25 protein-coding genes are annotated in these 19,087 nt (G+C 71.4%); 11 read left to right on the top strand and 14 right to left on the bottom strand.

Annotated features, from left to right (window positions below; translation table 11 throughout):
- Positions 1–38: 38 nt before the first annotated feature.
- The 5 genes from P3T39_RS18985 to P3T39_RS18965 form a co-directional block, all read right to left on the bottom strand.
- Entirely contained in the window at positions 39–701 is a 663-nt protein-coding gene (locus P3T39_RS18985) for a PadR family transcriptional regulator (RefSeq protein ID WP_280699244.1), read from the bottom strand.
- Between the two features lie 116 nt (positions 702–817).
- Positions 818–2,092, bottom strand: a complete 1,275-nt coding sequence (locus tag P3T39_RS18980; RefSeq protein WP_280699242.1) for an MFS transporter — start codon at positions 2,090–2,092, stop codon at positions 818–820.
- Complete coding sequence (locus tag P3T39_RS18975) at positions 2,089–2,682, bottom strand: helix-turn-helix domain-containing protein (RefSeq protein ID WP_280699240.1); 594 nt, start codon at positions 2,680–2,682, stop codon at positions 2,089–2,091. The genes P3T39_RS18980 and P3T39_RS18975 overlap by 4 nt, the downstream gene beginning before the upstream one ends.
- Positions 2,683–2,807: 125 nt before the next feature.
- Entirely contained in the window at positions 2,808–2,975 is a 168-nt protein-coding gene (locus tag P3T39_RS18970; protein ID WP_280699238.1) for a hypothetical protein, read from the bottom strand.
- 32 nt (positions 2,976–3,007) lie between these two features.
- Positions 3,008–3,493, bottom strand: a complete 486-nt coding sequence (locus P3T39_RS18965; RefSeq protein ID WP_280699236.1) for a GNAT family N-acetyltransferase — start codon at positions 3,491–3,493, stop codon at positions 3,008–3,010.
- Between the two features lie 274 nt (positions 3,494–3,767).
- Here P3T39_RS18965 and P3T39_RS18960 point away from each other — a divergent pair, with 274 nt between their 5' ends.
- The 3 genes from P3T39_RS18960 to P3T39_RS18950 all read left to right on the top strand — a co-directional run bounded on the left by P3T39_RS18960 (position 3,768) and on the right by P3T39_RS18950 (position 4,755).
- Positions 3,768–3,962 (top strand): hypothetical protein, encoded by a 195-nt coding sequence (locus P3T39_RS18960; protein ID WP_280699233.1) that lies wholly within the window; start codon positions 3,768–3,770, stop codon positions 3,960–3,962.
- 2 nt (positions 3,963–3,964) lie between these two features.
- Complete coding sequence (locus P3T39_RS18955; protein ID WP_280699231.1) at positions 3,965–4,312, top strand: metalloregulator ArsR/SmtB family transcription factor; 348 nt, start codon at positions 3,965–3,967, stop codon at positions 4,310–4,312.
- 308 nt (positions 4,313–4,620) lie between these two features.
- Entirely contained in the window at positions 4,621–4,755 is a 135-nt protein-coding gene (locus P3T39_RS18950) for a DUF6126 family protein (RefSeq protein ID WP_280699229.1), read from the top strand.
- Between the two features lie 375 nt (positions 4,756–5,130).
- Here the strand turns inward: P3T39_RS18950 and P3T39_RS18945 are convergent, their stop codons facing one another.
- From P3T39_RS18945 to P3T39_RS18910, 8 genes are all read right to left on the bottom strand, one after another.
- The gene (locus P3T39_RS18945; RefSeq protein ID WP_280699228.1) at positions 5,131–5,286 is read right to left on the bottom strand and encodes a hypothetical protein; all 156 of its coding nucleotides are present in this window, start codon (positions 5,284–5,286) and stop codon (positions 5,131–5,133) included.
- A gap of 76 nt (positions 5,287–5,362) precedes the next feature.
- A complete protein-coding gene (locus P3T39_RS18940) occupies positions 5,363–6,361 on the bottom strand; it encodes a TylF/MycF/NovP-related O-methyltransferase (RefSeq protein WP_280699226.1) in 999 nt (332 codons plus the stop codon).
- On the bottom strand, positions 6,358–8,817 hold the full coding sequence (locus P3T39_RS18935; RefSeq protein WP_280699223.1) for a radical SAM protein: 2,460 nt from the start codon (positions 8,815–8,817) through the stop codon (positions 6,358–6,360). The genes P3T39_RS18940 and P3T39_RS18935 overlap by 4 nt, the downstream gene beginning before the upstream one ends.
- A gap of 36 nt (positions 8,818–8,853) precedes the next feature.
- Positions 8,854–9,015 carry a hypothetical protein gene (locus tag P3T39_RS18930; protein ID WP_280699220.1) on the bottom strand — a complete coding sequence of 54 codons (162 nt, stop codon included), beginning with the start codon at positions 9,013–9,015 and terminating at the stop codon, positions 8,854–8,856.
- Between the two features lie 122 nt (positions 9,016–9,137).
- Positions 9,138–9,467 carry a PqqD family protein gene (locus P3T39_RS18925; RefSeq protein WP_280699218.1) on the bottom strand — a complete coding sequence of 110 codons (330 nt, stop codon included), beginning with the start codon at positions 9,465–9,467 and terminating at the stop codon, positions 9,138–9,140.
- Between the two features lie 101 nt (positions 9,468–9,568).
- Positions 9,569–10,597: a radical SAM protein gene (locus P3T39_RS18920; protein ID WP_280699216.1), complete on the bottom strand. Its 1,029-nt coding sequence runs from the start codon at positions 10,595–10,597 to the stop codon at positions 9,569–9,571.
- 91 nt (positions 10,598–10,688) lie between these two features.
- On the bottom strand, positions 10,689–11,429 hold the full coding sequence (locus tag P3T39_RS18915; protein ID WP_280699214.1) for a phytanoyl-CoA dioxygenase family protein: 741 nt from the start codon (positions 11,427–11,429) through the stop codon (positions 10,689–10,691).
- A 15-nt stretch (positions 11,430–11,444) separates the two neighbouring features.
- A complete protein-coding gene (locus tag P3T39_RS18910; RefSeq protein WP_280699213.1) occupies positions 11,445–12,620 on the bottom strand; it encodes a hypothetical protein in 1,176 nt (391 codons plus the stop codon).
- A 144-nt stretch (positions 12,621–12,764) separates the two neighbouring features.
- On the opposite strand from P3T39_RS18910, the gene P3T39_RS18905 reads away from it, so the two are divergent.
- The 8 genes from P3T39_RS18905 (at position 12,765) to P3T39_RS18870 (ending at position 18,338) form a co-directional block, all read left to right on the top strand.
- Complete coding sequence (locus P3T39_RS18905; RefSeq protein WP_280699211.1) at positions 12,765–14,195, top strand: MFS transporter; 1,431 nt, start codon at positions 12,765–12,767, stop codon at positions 14,193–14,195.
- Positions 14,196–14,287: 92 nt separating this feature from the next.
- On the top strand, positions 14,288–14,683 hold the full coding sequence (locus P3T39_RS18900; RefSeq protein ID WP_280699209.1) for an ACT domain-containing protein: 396 nt from the start codon (positions 14,288–14,290) through the stop codon (positions 14,681–14,683).
- Positions 14,684–14,834: 151 nt separating this feature from the next.
- A complete protein-coding gene (locus P3T39_RS18895) occupies positions 14,835–15,872 on the top strand; it encodes a serine hydrolase domain-containing protein (protein WP_280699207.1) in 1,038 nt (345 codons plus the stop codon).
- A 108-nt stretch (positions 15,873–15,980) separates the two neighbouring features.
- Positions 15,981–16,124: a hypothetical protein gene (locus tag P3T39_RS18890; RefSeq protein ID WP_280699205.1), complete on the top strand. Its 144-nt coding sequence runs from the start codon at positions 15,981–15,983 to the stop codon at positions 16,122–16,124.
- A complete protein-coding gene (locus tag P3T39_RS18885) occupies positions 16,103–16,408 on the top strand; it encodes a hypothetical protein (RefSeq protein WP_280699202.1) in 306 nt (101 codons plus the stop codon). Before P3T39_RS18890 ends, P3T39_RS18885 begins: the two co-directional genes overlap by 22 nt.
- A gap of 125 nt (positions 16,409–16,533) precedes the next feature.
- Positions 16,534–16,710, top strand: a complete 177-nt coding sequence (locus P3T39_RS18880) for a hypothetical protein (RefSeq protein ID WP_280699200.1) — start codon at positions 16,534–16,536, stop codon at positions 16,708–16,710.
- Positions 16,711–16,773: 63 nt separating this feature from the next.
- Positions 16,774–17,223 (top strand): cytidine deaminase, encoded by a 450-nt coding sequence (locus P3T39_RS18875; protein WP_280699197.1) that lies wholly within the window; start codon positions 16,774–16,776, stop codon positions 17,221–17,223.
- A 281-nt stretch (positions 17,224–17,504) separates the two neighbouring features.
- Complete coding sequence (locus tag P3T39_RS18870; protein ID WP_280699196.1) at positions 17,505–18,338, top strand: pentapeptide repeat-containing protein; 834 nt, start codon at positions 17,505–17,507, stop codon at positions 18,336–18,338.
- 36 nt (positions 18,339–18,374) lie between these two features.
- Here the strand turns inward: P3T39_RS18870 and P3T39_RS18865 are convergent, their stop codons facing one another.
- On the bottom strand, positions 18,375–19,001 hold the full coding sequence (locus tag P3T39_RS18865; RefSeq protein ID WP_280699191.1) for a ScbR family autoregulator-binding transcription factor: 627 nt from the start codon (positions 18,999–19,001) through the stop codon (positions 18,375–18,377).
- Positions 19,002–19,087 lie beyond the last annotated feature (86 nt).

The raw sequence follows: 19,087 nt of genomic DNA, 5'->3' as shown, positions 1-19,087 counted from the left end.
GACGGCGGTCGGCACCGGGCCCGCCTCACGGCTGGCGCTCAGCCCTCCTCGGCGAGGATCAGATACAGCTTCCTCCTCGCCTCGCTCAGCACCGCGAGCCCCTTGGTGCGCTGCTCCTCGGTGCCGGTGGTCATCACCTGGCGGACCGCGTGGTCCACGGCGGCGAGCGCCTGGCCGACCTCCTGGACGGCCTCCCAGTCGACGCCGCGACCGGCCTCGCCCCAGGGGGACTCCGACCCGGCCTCGGCCTCCGCCCGGCCGGCCTCGGTGAGCTCGAACTGCCGCTTCCCCGAGACCTCCTGAGCTCGGATCAGCCCCTCCTCCTCCAGCAGCTGGAGGGTCGGGTAGACCGAACCCGGACTCGGCCGCCAGGCCCCGCCCGTCCGCTCACCGATCTCGGTGATCATCTCGTAGCCGTGCATCGGCCGCTCCCTGAGCAGCGCGAGCAGCGACGCGCGGACATCCCCGCGCCGCGCCCGTCCGCCCCGGCGCCCGTGGCCCCAGCCACCGTGACCCCCGCGCCCCCAGCCACCGAAGCCGGGCCCGAACGGGCCCCCGAACGGCCCGCCGAACGGACCGGGCGGCCGACCGGGCCCACCGCCGTAGCCACCGAACGCCCGGCGACCCTCGAAGCTCTCACCGGGGAACTCCCCGCGCTCGGGGCGCCGGCCCTCTCTCCAGAACGGCTTTCCTGGGCGCATGACGCGCACCACCCTTCGAGCATCGGATGCGATGCCCCTCTACCGAAGCATCTCGATACTTCGACGATATATCGCTGACTATCGCCGGTCGACGATCGAATCCGTGCCGCGGCGGTTCAGTGCTCGATCCGGGCCCGGCGGAAGCCGGGGGCGAGCAGGAGGAGCAGCCCGGCGGCCTCGATCGCGGCGCAGAGGGTGTAGGTGCGGTCCAGGCCGACGGCGGCGATGAGGAAGCCGGTGGCGGCGGAGGCGACCGGGACGACGCCGAAGGAGAGCAGGGCGTTGAAGGACGCGACACGGCCGCGGAGCCCGTCCGGGGTGTGGCGCTGCGTCAGCACCGAGGCGAGGACCGCGATCGGGCCGCTGCACACACCTGCCATCCCGGTCAGGGCTGCGGCGGTGGCCACGTCCGGCGCGAGGGCGGTACCGAGGAGGGCGGCACCCTGCACCGTCGCGCACAGCGCGATCCACCAGGCGGGGTGCCCGCCGGCCCTGACCCTGGCCATCAGCAGGGCACCGGCGGCCGCGCCGAGGCCGAAGCCGGTGAGCATCAGGCCGATGCCGCTCGCGCCCCAGCCGCGATGGGCCGAGAGTTCGGCCATACCGATGTTCATGGGGCCGACGAAACCCAGGTTGGTGAGCAGCACGGCGAGGGTGAGCGGGCCGAGGACGCGGTGGCGCAGGAGAAAGGCGAAGCCGGCCCGGAAGTCCTGACCGAAGGAGTCGCGGGGCTTGGGCTGCGCGGCCGCGGCGTCCGGGGCGGTGGCATCCGGGGCTGCGGCCAGCGGGCGCGGGCGGACGGTGGCAAGGGTGGCGGCCGACAGGGCGAAGGTGGCGGCGTCCACGGCGAGAGCCAGCGAGAGGCCGCCCCAGGCGACGATCAGGCCGCCGAGCGGCGCGCCGAGGGAGAGGGCGAGCCTGGCGGCCATATTGGCGACCACCGCGCCGGAGTCGTACTGCTCGGGGCGGAGCAGACGGGGCTGCATCGCCCCGGCCGCCGGGAGGAACAGGGCGTCCACGATGCCGAAGGTGACGGCGAGCGCGGCTAGCACGGCTATGCCGGGGGTGAGCAGGACGGCTCCGGCGGCGGCGAGGGTGACGACGACCCGCAACAGGTCGCTGCCGATCATCAGCCGGCGGATGTCGTAGCGGTCGGCGAGCACTCCGCCGAAGAGCAGCAGAAGCAGCCGCGGCAGTGCGGAGAGGGTGAGCAGCAGGCCCGCGGTGCCGGCCGAGCCGAGGTGGACGGCGCTCCAGGAGAGTGCGACGTACCAGACCTGGTCGCCGAGCTGAGACAGGCTCTGACCGGTCAGATAGCGCCGGAACGAGCCGTTGCGGAGGGCGGAGGCAGCCGGCCCGACGGGGGCGGGGGCGGTCGCGGTGAGGGTCATGGCTTCTCCGGGAAGGCGTGCAGGAAGAGGAAGACGTTCTCGCGGCCGTCGTCGGAGCGATCCTCGGGACGGGTTCCGGGGTCGATGCGGCCCAGCGCCGACCAGCGGCGCAGCAGCTGGTGCAGCTCCTCGCTGAGGGTGCGCAGCTCCTCGGGGGTGAGCCTGAGGTAGTTGTTGGAGGTGATCGCGGCGGTCGCCCACTCGGCCGGCCAGGTCTCCTTGACCGCCTCGAAGGCGCTCAGCCGTTCGAACTGGTCGGCGACCGTGTTGCGGTAGACGGTGTCGGCGACGGCTCGGTCGGCCGGGTCGGTGAACTGCTCGGCGGACCAGGAGACCGCGCCCGGGACGACCCGCCACCAGCGCTCACGCCGGTCCCTGGCCAGTTCGGGGGCCTCCTCGATGAAGCCGCGGCGGCCGAGTTCGCGCAGGTGGTAGCTGAGCTGCCCGGGGTCGGCGTCGGCGATGTGCTCGCCCAGCAGGGTGGCGGTGGCGGGGCCGAGCTGGAGCAGCAGCCGGTAGAGGCGGCGGCGCATCGGGTGGGTCAGGCCCTTGAGCATGTCGGGATCGGTGAGGCGGCGGGGCTCGGTCATGACGGCTACGCTAGTTGCAGAAGATTTCTTCTGCAATAGATTTAGCAGAAGAAAATTACTGCAACTAGGTCGACCACAAGGTGTCGCTCGCCTACCAGTGGTCGCCGGACGGCATCGCCGAGCTGCTACGCCGGGCCGGGCTCGTCGAGGTTGCCAGGCTGGCGCGCGAGCCCGACGAGACCGAGAGGTTCCAGCAGGCCCACCTGCTGGCCCGCAAGCCGGCGCAGTCGCAGCCGGCCGGGACGGGCCTCCCGGCGCAGGGGCGCCCGGCACAGGATCGCCCCGGACGACACCCCGGCAGCGGACGGCCTCCCACCAAGGGCGGTCAGCGCGCTGCGGCGCGCTCCAGGAGGCCGCCACCGTCGCCGGGGACCGGGCGAAAGCCGACTGCGACCAGGAAGCCGGCCGGGTCGCGCCCGGGCACGACGCGGACCCGCAGGGCGGTGGCCTCGGCGGGGATCCGGGCCACAACGGCCTCGACCAGGGCGCGGCCGATGCCTCGGCGGTGCCGGTCGGCGGCGACCTCCACCGCGCCCAGGACCGGCAGCCCGTCGCGGGGGTGGGCGTCGAGATAGTCGGCATAGCCGACCACCGCACCGGAGCCGGCATCGACCGCGACCAGCAGATGCCTGGCCTCGTCGAGGGAGACCATCCAGACGTCCCGCTCCAGCATCGCCAGGTCGTAGCACCCGGCCTCGCCCCGGGAACCCTCCACCACAGCCAGCCGGCCGGGGTTGGACAGCCGCACGGCCAGCAGGCCGGGCAGCCACTCGTCCCTGATCTCCTCGATGACCGGACCGTTCGCGCTCATTGGCAGAACCTCCCCAACATCGGCCTCAGCCATGCCGGTTGCCACGCGAATGGCCCGGGAGCGGGCCCCGGCGTGCCCGCACAGCGCCCCGCACCTGACGGAGCGGCAGACCGTCGACTGCTCCACGGATGCCCAGGGCTCAGGATCGCCTGAACTGACCGCCCATGAAAACAACGAGTTGAAAAATTCTTCATATTCATACATGATGGCGTGCGCTAGCAGTGGCATGAGGTGCGGCTGGTCGGCCGATGCCGACCGTACGGGGAGGGTGACTGTGACCGAAGTGTTCGGCGCGGAGCTGCGCGAGCAGCTGGCCGAGGCCCGCCGGGCTCTGCGACAGGCCGAGGACCTCGGGGACGACGACGGCGTCCAGGCCTATGCCGGGCGGGTGGCCGGGCTCCTGCGGATCGCGGCCGGCCACGGCGTCGAGCTTGCGCACACCGCGGAGGAAGAAGAAGGAGAGAGCTGAGCATGGCCGTCCCGCTGTACCAGGCGAAGGCGGAGTTCTTCCGCACGCTCGGCCATCCCGCCCGTATCCGCGTGCTCGAACTCCTGCAGGACGGGCCGATGCCGGTGCGCGACCTGCTCGCGGCCATCGACATCGAGGCCTCCAGCCTCTCCCAGCAACTCGCCGTCCTGCGGCGCACCAATCTGGTCACCGCCACCCGCGGTGGCAACACGGTGGTGTACGCGCTCAGCACCCCGGACGTCGCAGAACTGCTGCTGACGGCCCGCCGGATCCTCGGCGAGATGATCGCGGACCAGGGCCAGCTGCTGGAGGAGCTGCGCGTGCCCAGCGCCAAGGAGGTCACGGCGTGAGCGAGCGAAGCGAGGAGGGCGCATGAGCGCCGCACACAGCGTCATGGAGAGGCTGTGTGCCGTTCTTCCGAACCGTCGGAGGTGCCCGGCGCGCTCGGGGTCAGGACTCCCAAAGGAGACACCCGGCCATGACCGCCGTGCGCTTCACGATCACCCCCACGACGACCACGGCGCCCCCGCGGCACCGGAGCTCGTCGAGCTGCCTACGCTGAAGGCCGTACTCGCCGACGCCGCTGTACCAGGCTGACGCCTCACATCCGCCCCTGCCCGCGCGGTGGCCGTTCACCCATGACCGCACAGGAGAAGCCATGAGCAACGCCGTCAGCGACGAGAAGAGCAAGCGCAAGGCGATGATCATCCGAGCGTCGGTCTACATCGCCGGCACCCACCTCTTCGCAGGCTTCGTGATCCTGCTCTTCGCCCTCGGCAACCGCCACCACTGAACCCACCGCCGATGAGCCCGTCCCTGCCGATCGGAGCAGGGCGTCGGCCGGTCAGGCGTTCCAGCACTGACCACGCCCACGATGGACTCGGTGCTCTTCAGTGCACGCGCTTCGAGCTCGCGAACATCCGTTCACATGGCCGGTCGGCCTGCGGTCGCTCACGCCGTTACGCCGTGCACCCCGAACTGCAGGAGGTTCACCATCGCGGTGCCCGTGAACACCACCGCCGTCACCACGGGGAACCGTCGAAGACCTGCGCGTTCAGTGATCGTCATGACCAGCAGTATCCGGTCCGGCATGTCGCAGCGGCCAGTGCCGTGGCCTCACGTATTCGGCATGACAGATGTCCCGTGATCGCCCCGTGGACCGAGGACTTCAGCCGCCTCCCGCGTCGACATGCCGATACTCCAGCACATCCCTGAAGAAGGCCCGGTCCGCTTCCGCATCACGGCTGTAGATGATGACGTGTCCACCATTGATCATGCGGCCAGGGTAGGTCCCGATACGGACGGCGCGGTTCTGCCACGTCATACCGGGTTTCTGCGGATCATCCGGATGTCGATCCCCTCTGTTCCGTCTCCGGCCCGGGTGTCAGGAGCGCGGGGTGTCACAGCTCCCAGACGGCACCGTCCTCGGGGCGGTAGTCGATGCGCTGCCAGAAGTACTCCAGGCACCGCCAGTACTCGTAGATGTCCGCGTACCCGGGTTCGGGTGCGTCGAGGAGCCGGAGCAGTCGTGCGCGGGCCTGTGCGGAACGCTCGGTCGCGTCATCGGCGCTCCGGGCGACGGCGCGGCGGAGCACGCTGTCCGTCCGGACCAGGTCCAGCGAGTAGTGGTTCCCGTCGATGGCCCGGCGGTCTCCCGGTCCGGGCTCCTCGCCCTTGAACATGAGAACGCTGTACGGGAAGGTCACGTGCAGTACCGGGCTGAACCCCCTGCGGTTGCAGAAGTCCGAGAGCGCCCTGGCAGGGCCCTGCGCCGGGTGGAAGAAGTCGTCGACGACCACGGCACCGCCCTCCGGGACCAGGTCGAACACGGCCTCCAGCGACTGCGTCACCGAGTCGTACAGGTCCGAGTCCAGGTGGACGAAGGCCAGCGGTCCTGCCGGGGCGTCGGGCCCGCTCAGGGTGTCCGCGAAGAAGCCCCGGACGGGTTGCACGGTGTCGGTCAGGTCGAACCGCCGCAGTGCCCGCCGGAAGCGTTCCAGCAGGTCCTCCTGCTGTGGGGCGCTGCGGTAGAAGCCGTCCTTGAAGTAGGCGTTGTCGAACTCCTGATGCGGTGCCGGCAGTCCGGCGAAGCTGTCGTAGCTGCGCACCCTGCGGCCCTGCTCACGGGCGATCAGTCCCAGCAGCAACGAGGTGCCGCCGAGGCCCACCCCGAGTTCCGCGTAGTCGCCCCCGACCTGCCGCAACCGCCCGGCCAGCAGCTGTGCGTAGCACCAACTGGCCCACGGGTAGGGCGGTTGGAGCGAGTAGGGACCGACCTTCCTGATCAGCTCTCCCAGCGGGCCGGGGAAGTCGCTCTCCAGCATCAGGTCGAACGGGAAGGTGGTGGGCGGGGCCGCCTTCGCCTGCTTGGCGCGTCCGGCTCGGGCGGTGTCACTCATGGGCGTTCTCCGGGTCGAGAAGGGTCGAGAAGGTAGGCGAATCCGAAGCGGACGAGGTCCAGGACGAAGCGGTCGACCGCCGCCCTGGCGCGATCGCTGCCGAGGGCGGCGCGGAGGGTGCCGAGCTGGAGCCCGCCGTCCCGGACGGCCGCCCAGATCCGCCGGGCGTCGCCGTTCAGCTGCAGGGACTTGCCGGTGGGCAGGCAGTGCAGGCTCTCCTCCTCGGCGACCACCTGCTGCTCCTCGACCAGCAGCGCACCGTCGGGCGCCTCGGCGGGCGAGTCGAACGCGGCGGCGGGCTGCGGCAGTTGCAGCATCCCGTACCTGGCCATGGCGCAGGCGATGTGCTCGGTGCCGTCGGCCGGGTCTGCCCCGGCGGCCCGGTCCAGGACGGCGCAGAGGTCGTCGAAGGCGAGCCGGTGCCCCAGCGGAAGTGCCGGCTCTCCGGCACCGACCGTGCCCGCGAGGGTCAGCACCACGTCGTGCCGGGGGTCGTAGACGGCCAGTGCCGCCGGGTGGCCGCCGGCCGTGAAACCCGCCCTGGGGGCGATGGCGCAGAGGGCAGGGTCCAGCCGCACCCGGTCGCTCCCGCGCGGCGGGCGGAACAGCTCCAGCGGCCGGCCCTGCGTCTTGGGCATCCCGGCCTCGTGCGCGGCCCGCAGGAAGACGAACTCCTCGATGTCCCGGGTCTGTACCCGGTGGAACCACTGCCGGGTGCTGCTGGAGCGCTGGCCGAACACCTCTGCGGCGACGGCCTCGGACTGCTCCGCGCTCATGCCGGAGGTGACGGTGTAGTCCAGTGAGAGCGCGAGGTCCGCCTCCGGGGGCGGTTCGACGGGGCGCACGCCGTAGGTCTCCGGGTGACGGGCGACCGGCGAGTGCACGTCCAGGACGAACGGGCTGGCGCCCCACGTCGTGTAGGGGTTGCCGAACTCCTCGCGGGACCTGGTGATGGTCTCCAGCGCGAACTCCACCGTCCGGGCGGTCTCTTCGGGAACCTCGCCGGGGAAGCCCAGGATGGTGAAGAGGTGCACCGGGATTCCGGCGCCGAGGAGCGCGTCGATATTGCGGTCCACCCAGTCGATGCGCACCTCCTTGCGCATCAGGTCGAGCATCCGCTGGTTGTAGCTCTCCAGGCCGAAGGCCAGCCGTCGGCAGCCCGAGGCGTACAGCAGCTCGGTGAGTTCCCGGCTCCAGCCGTTGGCGAAGCGGGTCTCGGCGTACCAGTGGTACGAGCGCCCTCGGCGGACCAGCTCCTCGGCCACCCCGCGCATCGAGCGCAGCGTCATGATCTCGTCCACGAAGACGAAGGCGGCGGCGCCGTGTCTGCGGTGCAGCTCGTCCATGTCGTCGACGACATCGGAGGGTGTGCGCATCCGGAACTTGTTGCTGGCGAAGGGGATCGAGCAGAAGCTGCAGTTCCAGGCGCAGCTGCGGGAGGCGAGCAGCGGCAGCAGCGGCCCGGGGGCGAAGTACCTGCCCAGGTCGTAGTCGGTGTAGTCGGGGCACGGAAGGCTCGTCAGGTCGGCGTCCCGGCCGGGGTTCCGGCGCAGCCGGCCGCCCTCGCGCCATACGGCTCCGGGGACCTGCTCGAGGCTGCCCCCGCCGAAGAACGCCTCGCACAGGGCCGGGAGCGCCTCCTCCCCCTCGAAGGCGACGAAGACGTCGACCAGGTCGAGGAAGGGGTGATCGGGCTCGGTCCAGCGGGTGACCAGTCGGGAGACGTAGTTGCCGCCGAAGACGACCCGGACGTCGGGCCGCCGCCGGCGGACGATCCTGGCGACGCCGAGCGCGGCGATCAGCTGGGTGTCGGCGGAGACCGAGACCGCGACCAGACCGAGGTCCGGTGCCGCGAGCTCGTCCCGGAGTTCGGCCTCCAGCGGCTCCGGGTACGGGTTGCCGATCAGGTCCTCGGTGGCCGCGAGGACCTGGGCGGTGGACGTCGTCGCGTACTGCTGCTCGTTGACGGCGAGGTCGAAGGCCAGCCCCGGGTGTGCGGCGGAGACCACCCAGAGGGCGTTGCGCAGCGTGCTGGTGGCCCACTGGAAGCGCCGGTGGTCGTTCAGCGACTTCTCGTCCCGCAGCACGGCCTTGGCTTCGTCCACATCCCTGACCGCCGAGGGCAGCACCAGCCGGGCCCGTTCGAAGTTCCGGTCCGCCCGGTGCCCGCCCGTGCTCCGTTGGCGCATCCGCGCACCGAGCCGCTCCAGGCCGTCCCCGGAGAGGAGCCGGTCCAGTACGTCGGCGCTCAGATCGCGGGCCCGGGCGGGCCAGCCCGCCCCGCGCAGCGAGGCGAGCAGCAGTGGGACCGCGAGGTGCGGCGCGTAGGCGTTCCACAGCGGTGGGTTGACGAGCAGTGTGGTCGGCTTGGCGGACCTGGCGGCCCGAGAGGGGCGGACCCGGGAGTCCCCGGCTGTCCGCCCCTCCGCCGACCCGGGCCGCGGAGGCTGTGTCATGGCATCCGTTTCGGGGTCAGGGTGCTCGGACGACGGTTACGCGAGGTCCTCGCTGTCGTCCGGCAGCGTGGTGTACATCGCGTACTGGGCAGGCGTACGGATCTCCGGCTCGATGACCGCAGCGGCCGGCTCCTCGATGGCTCCGAGCTGCTCGACCTTCTGCTTGAGCCGGTCGAGGGCGCTGTTCTCCTTGGCCATGCTCTCCCTCCTTCCTGGTGGTCGCGGTGGGACCGGTCGGTACCCACCTGCCGCACCGGGCACGGCCGTGCCCGGCGGCTCTGGGGGTGCGGGCAGCACTGGCGGGGCGGCGGGGCGCGTACTCAGCCCGCGGCGGCCGAGAGCTGCTCGGTGGCGGTCGGCTCGGCCGCCAACCGCGTGACGATTCCCTTGGTTTCGAGGTTGCGCACGACTCGGCGCACATGGTTGCGGGCCGCGTCCCGGTCCACCCGGCCGCCGCTGAACTCCTGGTAGTCGGCGACCAGTTGGGTGAAGTCCTGGCCCTCGCAGAGCTCCATGATCGCCCAGCTGGTGGTGTTGAGGATATGCAGGTCGGGCTTGGCGGGGGTGAAGACCAGCAGGCAGTCCCACTCCTCCATCGGCCGTTCCCGGATACCGTCGGTCTTGACGAATCGGCCTTCCACAAAAGGCATCTGCAGCTACTCCCGTTCGTTGGCTGCTCTCGTTCGCCGGCTGCTCCCGTGCCGCCGTTGTAATCACCGGCGGCACAGGAACGGTCGGCTGTCGGCTGCGGTCAGCCCGCCAGCCGGCCGGGCTGGTAGACCGGCAGACTGCGGCGCAGGTACTCCTCCGGGAGGCGGGTCAGGTCCGTTCCGTTGTTCATCTCCGAGCAGAACGGGTCCTGTCCGTCCCAGCGGCCGGTGAACGCGTAGGCGGTGCTCCGGCACCCGCCGCGGGTCTTGGAGGTTCCGTAGCAGCCGTCGCAGCCACCGGGCCCCGTGGCGTCCCGCAGTTGGCGGTGCAGCGGGTCGTCCCAGGTCTGCAGCAGCGGCACCTCGCGGACGCTGCCGAAGTCGACCAGGCCGCGCAGGTAGGGGCAGCCGATCGCGGTGCCGGAGGCGTCCAGCGCGATGGACTGCCAGCAGCAGTTGGCGTTCTTGGGGTGCCAGGACTTCATGAAGTACACGTCGTCCGGCGGCTGCACCGACTCGATCGCCTCGGTCATCCGGTCCAGCGACACGGACAGGTCCGACCAGTTCTGCTTGGCCCGCCCGAGCGGGTAGAGCCGCAGGCAACCGACCCTGGGGACACCGAGCGACGAGGCCAGCTCGGTGTACTCCTGGAGCTCGGGCGCGGAGTAGCGGTTGACGATACAGGCCATGATCACCTTGATCGGGCTGTCCACCAGCCGGCGGATCCCCTCGACAGCCAGGTCATAGCTGCCCGGCAGGCCCGTGATGCGCTCGTGCGTCTCCTTGCGGGCCGCGAACAGGTCCACCACCACGGTGTTGACACCGGCGCCGACCAGACGGTCCACGGTGGGCTGGTCGAGCAGCGTCCCGTTGGTCCGGATCCAGGTCATCAGCCGCCGCCCGGAGTACTCGACGAGGTCGAGGAAGTCCGGCCGCAGGAAGGGCTCGCCTCCCTCGTAGAAGACATGCATGATCCCGTTGTCGACGTAGTAGTCGACAAGCTTCTTGTGCTCCTCCAGCGTGAGTTCGTCCGGCCGCCCCTCGGGCGAACACACGTCGTCGTAGCACTGGATGCAATCCATGTTGCACCGGGTGGTGGCCTGGACCCAGATCTTCACCGGTTCATGCATGACCGCTTCCACGCAGTGTCCTCTCTTCCTGCTTCCTGTGGTTGTGCCTGTCGTCGGTGCGGGGCGGCCGGCGCGGAGTCGGCCGCCGGGTCTATCGGCCCAGCACCCGGTCGCTGTCGTCGGCCCAGAAGCGGCGGGCCACGGCGCGCCGCCAGTGCGGGCTGTTGTTCGGCCCGGACCGGTGCCAGAGGTGGGGGTGGTGGAAGGAGCAGTGACCGGCCGACACCTCGTGCGCCCGGGTCGGCACTCCGATCGCCACCGGGTCCGGCAGCACCGGCAGGTCCAGCGTCGCCAGATGGTCGAGGCCCTGAAGAGCCCGGCCGTCCGCCGGTTCCGCCGCCGGCGCCGCCAGCTGCGGCGGCCGGAACCGGCCGCGTTCGTGCGTCCCGGGGGCGAAGACCATCGCACCGTTGCCCTCGGTGGCGTCGTCCAGGGCGATCCAGCAGGTCAGAAAGCGGTCGTCGAACTCGGCGTAGACCGCGAAGTCCTGATGCCACTGGATCTCGGCTCCGTGCTGCGGCGGCTTGATGAAGGTCTCGTCACCCATCGGCCGGGCACGCGAGCCGAGCAACTCCGAGGCCCACAGAGCGATCTGCGCCTCGGCCTCGACCACCACGTCCTGCTGGCGCTCCCACCAGTTGATGAAGACCTTGAGCTTGCCGGGGCCACTGCCCGACACTCCGTCGAACTCCAGATGCCGGCCGTCGGCCAGTCCGTACTCCAGGTCGAGCCGGTGGATCAGCTCCGTCCGCTGGGATTCGGTGAGCAGCTGACCGAGGCTCACGCTGCCGGTGTCCCGGTAGGCACCCAGCCGGCCCGCGTCCAGGGTCATGCCCATGGCCTTGCCTCACCCCTCTGCCGCAGTCGTTTCGGGAAGAGCAGTTTCAGGAAGAGCAGTTTCGAGAAAAGCCGTTTCCGGAAGAGCCGTTTCGAGCCGGGAGAGGTTGTCGAGCAGCCACTCCACCAGGTGGAGGCCGTCCGGGCCGAGATCCGCCGACCGTGCCCGCAGCTGCTCGCCGAGATAGCGGGCGCGGTCGCAGGACTGCCGGGCCCGGGGCAGCGCGCCGACCGGCAGCACCGGAAGGAGCGGCGACCGCGGGTGTGCACGCTCCTGGGCCGCCCGGATGAAGAGCGCGGCGAGATGGACGTAGACATGGAAGGCGGCGAGGGCCCGGTCGGGGGACCAGAGGTTGGTGTCGAAGGGGGAGGGCCGGTTCCAGTGCGCGACGATCGGCTCGGCGGCCCGGTCCTGGTATCCGGCGGAGAGGATGGACCGTGAGGAGTACAGATCGTAGAGCCGGTGATGGACGGACTCGTGCACGATCAGCTCGGCGACCGTGAGCGGCTGGTCGCCGGGGACGAGCCGCAGGAACACGGTACCGGGGGCGCCCCGGTCCGAAGCGCTGCGGAACACCGAACGGCCCGCCACCAGCACCACGACCCGGACGTGCGAGAACAGACCGACAGCCAGGCCGCCCAGCAGCGACCGGGCCAACTCGGCCGACCTGAGCAGAAGTTCGACGTCCTCCCGGCGACTGTCGACCGTCCGGGCCTCGATCCCCTCCCGGTTCAGCTGCTCCGCGCAGAGCTCGGCGAACCTGGCCGAGGCCCCCGGAGCAGCCGCCGCCGGACTCCACACCTGCACACCCTCGGCCTGCCCCACACCCTGCCCCGCGAGTTGCAGCACCGGCAGCGGGACCTCCCGCAGCACCCCCGGCTCCCGCTGCCCGCCGATCCGGGCAAGAGTGCCGAACACTTCGCTCTCATCGGCGAGTTGGCCCTGCTTCAGTTCACGCAGGCCGATCTCCAGGGCATCGCGTACGACCGGGTCGAAGAGCAGCCCGTCACTGCGGATCCGCCGCGCACCGGCCGCGACCGCGGGTTCGGGGCGCTGCTCGGCCAGGATGTCCAGCGAGAAGTCGAGAACTTCACCGGCCCGTCGGCGGATCGACTCGGCCCTGCCAAAACTCATGTGATCGGAAAGGGAGTTGCAGACTTCCATGGCGGCGCTGAGGGCGGTCACTCAACCTCCTGATCGACGGGAAACCGAGGATCTACACACAGAGGGCTTGGCCTCGAACGAAGCTACGCACCTGTCCGGGCACTGTCAACGGGTTAGCCTTGGATGCCGAACCAAGGCTCTGACACAGGGGGTTGACGCCAGAACATGGAGAGTTCGAGGTCGGACGGCCGGCCGCTCCCGCCGAGCCGGTCAGGGTCGGATCGGGCGCGGACGACTCCGCCTGCGGCACCGCCCACGCACTCCGCCCCACCCGCTCGGCCCGCTCCGCCCGCTCCGCCCGCGTCGGCGGGCGGCCTCGCCGGGCTGCCCTGGAACTTCTGGCGGCTGTGGGCCGCCGCCTCGGTCTCCGGCCTCGGGGACGGCGTGGTGCTCAGCGCGTTCCCGCTCCTGGCCGCCCGCTACACCCACGACCCCCTCGCGGTGTCCGGGATCTCGGCGGCCGCCCAGGCCCCCTGGCTGGTGTTCGGACTGCTCGCCGGAGGGCTGGTCGACCGATGGGACCGCCGTGTCACCATGCTCCGCGCGGACACGGTCCGAGCCGTGCTGGTAGGCGGGTTGGCCGCACTGGTGGCACTCGACGCGGGCGGTGTCTGGCTCCTGGTGCTGGCGCTCTTCGGCCTGGGAACGGCGCAGACCTTCTTCGACACCTCGGCGCAGGCCGTCATCCCCCGGGTGGCGGGCCACAGCTCACTGGTCCGCGCCAACAGCCTGCTGCAGGGAAGTTCCACGGTGCTGGTCCAGTTCGCCGGACCGGCCACGGGGGCGGCCCTGTTCGCCGCCGCCCCGGCGCTGCCACTCGCCGTGGACGCGATCAGCTTCGTGCTCGGCGTCGTACTCGTGGCGGGAGTGTCCGGCAGCTTCCGCACCACACCCGCGCCCGGGACCGGCGCCGGGACCGGAGCCGGGACCGGAGCCGGGGCCGGGGCCGGGGCCGCGTCCACAGCCCCACCCGCACGCAGCCTGCCCGGCAGCGTGGCCGAGGGACTGCGCTGGCTGCGCGGGGACCGAGTCGTGCGCACCCTTGCCGCCTCGACCGTCCTGCTCGGTCTCGGCAGTGCGGCCGCCTGGGGGGTGATGGTGCTCTTCGCCCAGGAGCACCTGCATCTGGGCAGCACCGGCTACGGCCTGCTGCTGACCGTCAGCGCCGTGGGCAGCGTCGTCGGCAGCGCGGCGGCCGCACCCCTGGCACAGCGCCTGTCCACCAGGACCCTGCTCGCCGTCTCGGCCCTGGGCTCGGCCGCCGCCTTCGCGGGACTCGCCGCCACCTCCTCGCCCCTGCTGGGCGCTGCGCTGCTGGGTCTCAACGGCCTCATGGTCGTGGTCTGGAACGTGGTGACGGTCTCGGAACGCCAGACGCGCATCCCGGACGCCCTGATGGGCCGGGTCACCGCCGCCTACCGGGTCCTCGCCTGGGGCAGCATGCCGCTCGGCGGCCTGCTCGGCGGCGCCATCGGCTCCACCCTGGGGCTGCGCCAGGCCGTCCTGTCCGCCACGGTCGTACTGACCGCCGCCGCGTTCCTGGTACTGCGGGGACTGCCCTCGGCACACGGCGAACCGGTTCCGCCGAAACTCTAGGCCCTCCGGCAATTGGGGCGCGGCCGACGTCGCGACCACGATCGGCCGCGTCCTCCCGCCCGCCGCCGGACGCACGGACTACCGTGGCCGCCATGGCCGGTGAACGAGATCTCCAGAAGCTGCTCAGCGGAATGCGCCCGACACTCAACCCGGGCCGGTACGTGTACTGCACCCTTCCCGCCCGTGTCCCGGCCGGGCTGCGCCCGGTGGTCACGGTCGCCGAACCGGAGGGCCCCACCGTGGTGGTGGCTCAGGAGGAGGCCGACGCCCTCGGCCTGCGCTACGAGTACGTCGCCGCCTGGATCACCCTGCACATCCACTCCGCGCTGGAGGCCGTCGGCCTGACCGCCGCGGTCGCCGGACGCCTCGCCGAGCACGGCATCAGCTGCAATGTGGTGGCGGGCTTCCACCACGACCACCTCTTCGTCGCGGCCGACGAGGCCGACCGCGCGGTCGCCGTCCTGGAGGAGCTGTCCACCTCGGCCTGAACCACCCGACGGGGTACGGCGGGCGCGGCTCGCGCAGTCGGCCGCTGTCCGCCTCCTGCACTCCGTTCCGCTTTCGGGGAGGGCGTCCGGGGTACGAGTGACCGTGGCCCGCCCGGAGGCGGGAGCCCACTGGATTGGGAGGGAATGCCTCGTGCCCTCGGCCCGGGACTGGGCGGCCACCGCCGTCGCCACCCTGAAGGACGCCCTGGAACCGCTCGTCGCCGTCGGCCAGGTCCCCGGCGGCGTGATCACCGCCGGTACGCTCGACGGCCCGCGCTCCACCGCCACCTGCGGCGTCGTCGGCGCCGAGTGCGGCCCCGCCGCCCCCGACGAGCACACCCGCTACGACCTGGCCTCCCTCACCAAGGTCGTGGCCACCTGGCCGCTGGTCGGCCGAGCCGTCCGGGCCGGCCTGCTCGACCTCGACGCACCCGTCCGCAGCTACCTTCCCGACCTCCCGCCCGAGGCCCCCGGCAGCAGTCTGACGATCCGTCACCTGATGACCCACACCAGCGGCCTGCTCGACCACACCCGCTTCGACCGCTATCTGGGAGACCCCACCCCGCTGGCCCAACTGATCTGCCAGGAGGCGCTGATCAGCGAGCCCGGCAGCCGGCACCACTACATCGACCGGGGTTTCATCCTGCTCGGCCTGCTCCTCACCGCCCTGCACGGACGCCGACTCGACCTGACCGCAGACGAGATGTGGCGTGAACTGGGCATGGCCGAAACGGCGTACGGGCCGCTGCTCCGCACGCCGCAGGTCGCACCGACCGAACCGCGCCTGGTGGGGGCGCCTCGGATCTGGGGCACCGTGCACGATCCGAGCGCCGCCCTGATGGGTGGAATCGCGGGCCATGCCGGGGCGTTCAGCACCGCCGCCGATCTGGCCGCCTTCGCCCGGCACGCCCTCACCTCCCCCTGGCTCGCCGAGAGCATGCGGCCCGCCGCCCGCATCGAACCGGGCCGCCACCGCGGCCTCGCCTGGATCACCACCGACGGCGAACCGCCCTCCCCCGTCGGAGCCGTCGCCTACCACCACGGCTTCACCGGCACCAGCCTCCACCTCACCCCGCACTCCGGCCGCTACCTCGTCATCCTCACCAACTCCGTCTACTACGGCCGGGACCGCACCCTGCTGGTGCCGCTCCGCGCCCTCGCCATGACCACCATCAACCAGCCGATGTGACCGAAACGCCCACGCAACGCCCCCGGGGAGCAAGTCCGTTGACCGACCACCTGGCTGCCCGGGCACGAATGGCCGGCGGGCCTCGTCCGCGCCTACGTCGGGAGCAGCGTGCTGCTGACCGACCCCGAGGACAACATCCTGCTGCTGAAGGCGAGTTACCGCGACTCCTGGCTGTACCCCGCCGGCGTGATCGACCACGGCGAGGGCCGGCGCAGTGCGCCGCCCGGGAGGTGCGGGAGGAGACCGGGCTGACGGTCACCGATCTGCGCCTGGTCGTGGTGGAGTGGCGCGACCCACTGCCAGAACAGGCCCAACACGCGTACCCGGCCGTGCAGTTCATGCTCGACGGTGGCACCGTCGCCGCCGACGTCCCGATCCACCCGCAGGCCGACGAAGTCGCCGAGTACGGATTCTTCCCCACCCGGCGGGCCGTCGAGCTGCTGCACCCGTACGCCGTCCCACGCCTCGTACACGCACTCCAGGCCCGCCGGGACGGCCGTACCGCCCTGCTGCACAGCCCCGGCCACCTCGGCTGACCGCCGGGCGCTGCCTGCCCTTCGGGTGAACCTGGGGACGGCCTCGAAGGGGCGGGGATCCGGAACGATCACGTCCGATTACTCTCCGGGCAAGAGTGTCAGACACCCGACCGAGGAGAGACACCATGCCCAGCACATACGAGGAGCCCGCCCCCGGCGACGAGACCACCGGCGACACCAGGTCCGGCGCCATCGGCGACACGGTCAACGACGTTGCCGACGCGGGCCGGGAGAACGAGTTCCCCGGCCGACCGGCCGACATCGACTACGACGGCGTGGAACCCCACCACAACCTGGACTGATGCCCGAGTGCCCCGGTCGACCCCGCCGCGCCGACCGGGGCACTCCGACCGATCGGCGATCCAATGGCCTTGCACCACCGCAGCATCGACCACGACCTCGTCCGGGCCGCCACTCACACCGTCCAGCAGTACGCCCGGGGCGACAACCACACCGTGGCCGCCGCCGCCCGCGCCAGGGACGGCCGGATCATCACGGCGCTCAACGCCTACCACTTCACCGGCGGCCCCTGCGCCGAACTGGTGCTGATCGGCACCGCCGCCGCCCAGGGCGCGTACGAGCTCGACACGATCGTCGCCGTCGGCAACGGCGGGCGCGGGGTCGTCCCACCGTGCGGCCGTTGCCGCCAGGTCCTGTTCGACTACTTCCCCGAACTCGACGTCATCCTCGGCAGCGGGGCAGACTCCGGCACCGGGACCGACGTCCAGCTACGGACCGTCTCCATCGCCCAACTGCTGCCCGCTGCCTACGTCTGGGCCGACCGCCGGTCCACCCCGGGGCCTTCCGAGGACTGACGCCCGCGCTCCCGGCCCCATCGGCGCCCGAAGCGGTGGCCGAAAGCCGACGGGCCGATTCGATCGGATCAGTGGGACGACCTGACAGCACGTCATGGTGCAGACCACAGTGACTCCTCGGACGCATCGGACTGCCGCCCCGCCGGGTACCACCGGCGACCGGCGGGGCACAGCCGCACCACCCAGGTCCGCCTGACGGCGCCCGGTCAGGGACAATGGCGTTTCGTCCCGAGCCCGGCCGGAAGCCGGGCTCACCTTGCAGCACGAGGTCAGGCAGCACATTGTCCGAGAAGCACGAAGTCCCCGCCACCGACGGAAGCCGGCTCGGCCTGCAGGCCGACTGCGCCGACTGCTTCGGCCTGTGCTGTGTCGCGCTGCCGTTCGCCGCCTCGGCCGACTTCGCGGTCAACAAGGACGCCGGGAAGCCCTGCACCAACCTGCAGGACGACTTCCGCTGCGGCATTCACACGCGTCTCCGCGACAAGGGCTTCTCCGGCTGCACCGTCTTCGACTGCTTCGGCGCGGGGCAGAAGGTCTCCCAGGTCACCTTCGGCGGCCGGAGCTGGCGGGAGGCCCCCGACACCGCCCGGCAGATGTTCGACGTGTTCCCCGTGATGCGGCAACTGCACGAACTGCTCTGGTACCTGGCCGAGGCCCTCACCCTGCCGGCGGCCCGTCCCGTCCACGACGACCTCCGCCGCGCACAGGACGGCCTCGACGCCCTCACCCGCCAGGACGCCGCAGCCCTCGCCCGGGTCGACGTGGCCGAACTCCGCCACGAGACCAACGCCCTCCTGCTGCGCACCAGCGAACTGGCCCGGGCCGGCGTCCCCGGCCGCAAGAAGAACCACCGGGGCGCCGACCTCATCGGGGCCAAGCTCAAGGGCGCCAACCTCCGCGGGGCCAACCTCCGCGGCGCCTACCTCATCGCAGCCGACCTCAGGAACGCCGACCTGCGAGTGGCCGACCTGATCGGGGCCGACTTCCGCAACGCCGACCTGAGCGGCGCGGACCTCACCGGCAGCATCTTCCTCACCCAGGCCCAACTCAACGCAGCCCGCGGTGACGCCGCCACCAAGCTCCCGCACACCCTCACCCGCCCCACCCACTGGTAGCCCGCACGCCGAGGACGAGCACCGGGCGCCCGGCGCTCACACCCGCTGCGGCTTCCGCTCCACGGCGAGCGTGATGGCCGACAGCGTTTCGGGGGTGGCGACGCCAGGCAGCAGGTACTTCCAGAGGGTCATGATCCGCTCCGGCAGATCCGCCCGGCCGGAGCGGATGTTCGACAGGATCTGAGTCCCGGTGTAGGCGCCCACCAGCAGCTCGGCGAACTCCTCGATGTCCATGTCGGCACGCGTCTCGCCCTTGTCGCGGGCCACCACCAGCTCCTCCCGGAACCGTTCGGACCACCACGCGTACACCGAGTCGTCGGGGCCGACCGGTCCGCCCTGGTCCACCGCCAGCTGCACTCCTGCGCGCAGCAGCGCATCGTGCTGCAACCCCACCGCGATGCTGAGGGTGATGTCCACCAACTGCTGGAGGCCCCGGGGGGTCCGCGGCAGCCGCAGGTCGGAGGCCTGCTCCAGCATCACGGCCCTCGCGAGGTCCTCCTTGGACCTGAAGTGGAAGTACATGGCGCCCTGGGTCGTGCCGGCGCGGGCCAGGATGGTGGTGATCCTCGCCCCGACGTACCCCGCCTCGTCGAACACTTCGGCAGCCGCGCGGACTATCGCCCTACGGGTCTGAACTGCACGTTCCTGCTGGGGTCTCGTCACTTCAGCCCTAAGTTTTCCCTCGACAATGAAACAGAACGCCCTCTATGTTATTTCTGCAAGGTTCGGCACACCAGCCATTGGTGTGA

This window comes from Kitasatospora sp. GP82 (assembly GCF_029892105.1).
Taxonomy (GTDB): Bacteria; Actinomycetota; Actinomycetes; order Streptomycetales; family Streptomycetaceae; genus Kitasatospora.
This window is presented reverse-complemented; position numbering and strand designations above follow the sequence as displayed.

Coding starts and splice junctions, on each gene's coding strand:
- P3T39_RS18955 (WP_280699231.1), top strand. CDS start 3,965: ATGGCCGTCCCGCTGTACCAGGCGAAGGCGGAGTTCTTCCGCACGCTC.
- P3T39_RS18920 (WP_280699216.1), bottom strand. CDS start 10,597: ATGCATGAACCGGTGAAGATCTGGGTCCAGGCCACCACCCGGTGCAAC.
- P3T39_RS18985 (WP_280699244.1), bottom strand. CDS start 701: ATGCGCCCAGGAAAGCCGTTCTGGAGAGAGGGCCGGCGCCCCGAGCGC.
- P3T39_RS18915 (WP_280699214.1), bottom strand. CDS start 11,429: ATGACCCTGGACGCGGGCCGGCTGGGTGCCTACCGGGACACCGGCAGC.
- P3T39_RS18965 (WP_280699236.1), bottom strand. CDS start 3,493: ATGAGCGCGAACGGTCCGGTCATCGAGGAGATCAGGGACGAGTGGCTG.
- P3T39_RS18905 (WP_280699211.1), top strand. CDS start 12,765: ATGGAGAGTTCGAGGTCGGACGGCCGGCCGCTCCCGCCGAGCCGGTCA.
- P3T39_RS18900 (WP_280699209.1), top strand. CDS start 14,288: ATGGCCGGTGAACGAGATCTCCAGAAGCTGCTCAGCGGAATGCGCCCG.
- P3T39_RS18925 (WP_280699218.1), bottom strand. CDS start 9,467: ATGCCTTTTGTGGAAGGCCGATTCGTCAAGACCGACGGTATCCGGGAA.
- P3T39_RS18975 (WP_280699240.1), bottom strand. CDS start 2,682: ATGACCGAGCCCCGCCGCCTCACCGATCCCGACATGCTCAAGGGCCTG.
- P3T39_RS18940 (WP_280699226.1), bottom strand. CDS start 6,361: ATGAGTGACACCGCCCGAGCCGGACGCGCCAAGCAGGCGAAGGCGGCC.
- P3T39_RS18930 (WP_280699220.1), bottom strand. CDS start 9,015: ATGGCCAAGGAGAACAGCGCCCTCGACCGGCTCAAGCAGAAGGTCGAG.
- P3T39_RS18980 (WP_280699242.1), bottom strand. CDS start 2,092: ATGACCCTCACCGCGACCGCCCCCGCCCCCGTCGGGCCGGCTGCCTCC.
- P3T39_RS18945 (WP_280699228.1), bottom strand. CDS start 5,286: ATGACGTGGCAGAACCGCGCCGTCCGTATCGGGACCTACCCTGGCCGC.
- P3T39_RS18880 (WP_280699200.1), top strand. CDS start 16,534: ATGCCCAGCACATACGAGGAGCCCGCCCCCGGCGACGAGACCACCGGC.
- P3T39_RS18950 (WP_280699229.1), top strand. CDS start 4,621: ATGAGCAACGCCGTCAGCGACGAGAAGAGCAAGCGCAAGGCGATGATC.
- P3T39_RS18935 (WP_280699223.1), bottom strand. CDS start 8,817: ATGACACAGCCTCCGCGGCCCGGGTCGGCGGAGGGGCGGACAGCCGGG.
- P3T39_RS18875 (WP_280699197.1), top strand. CDS start 16,774: ATGGCCTTGCACCACCGCAGCATCGACCACGACCTCGTCCGGGCCGCC.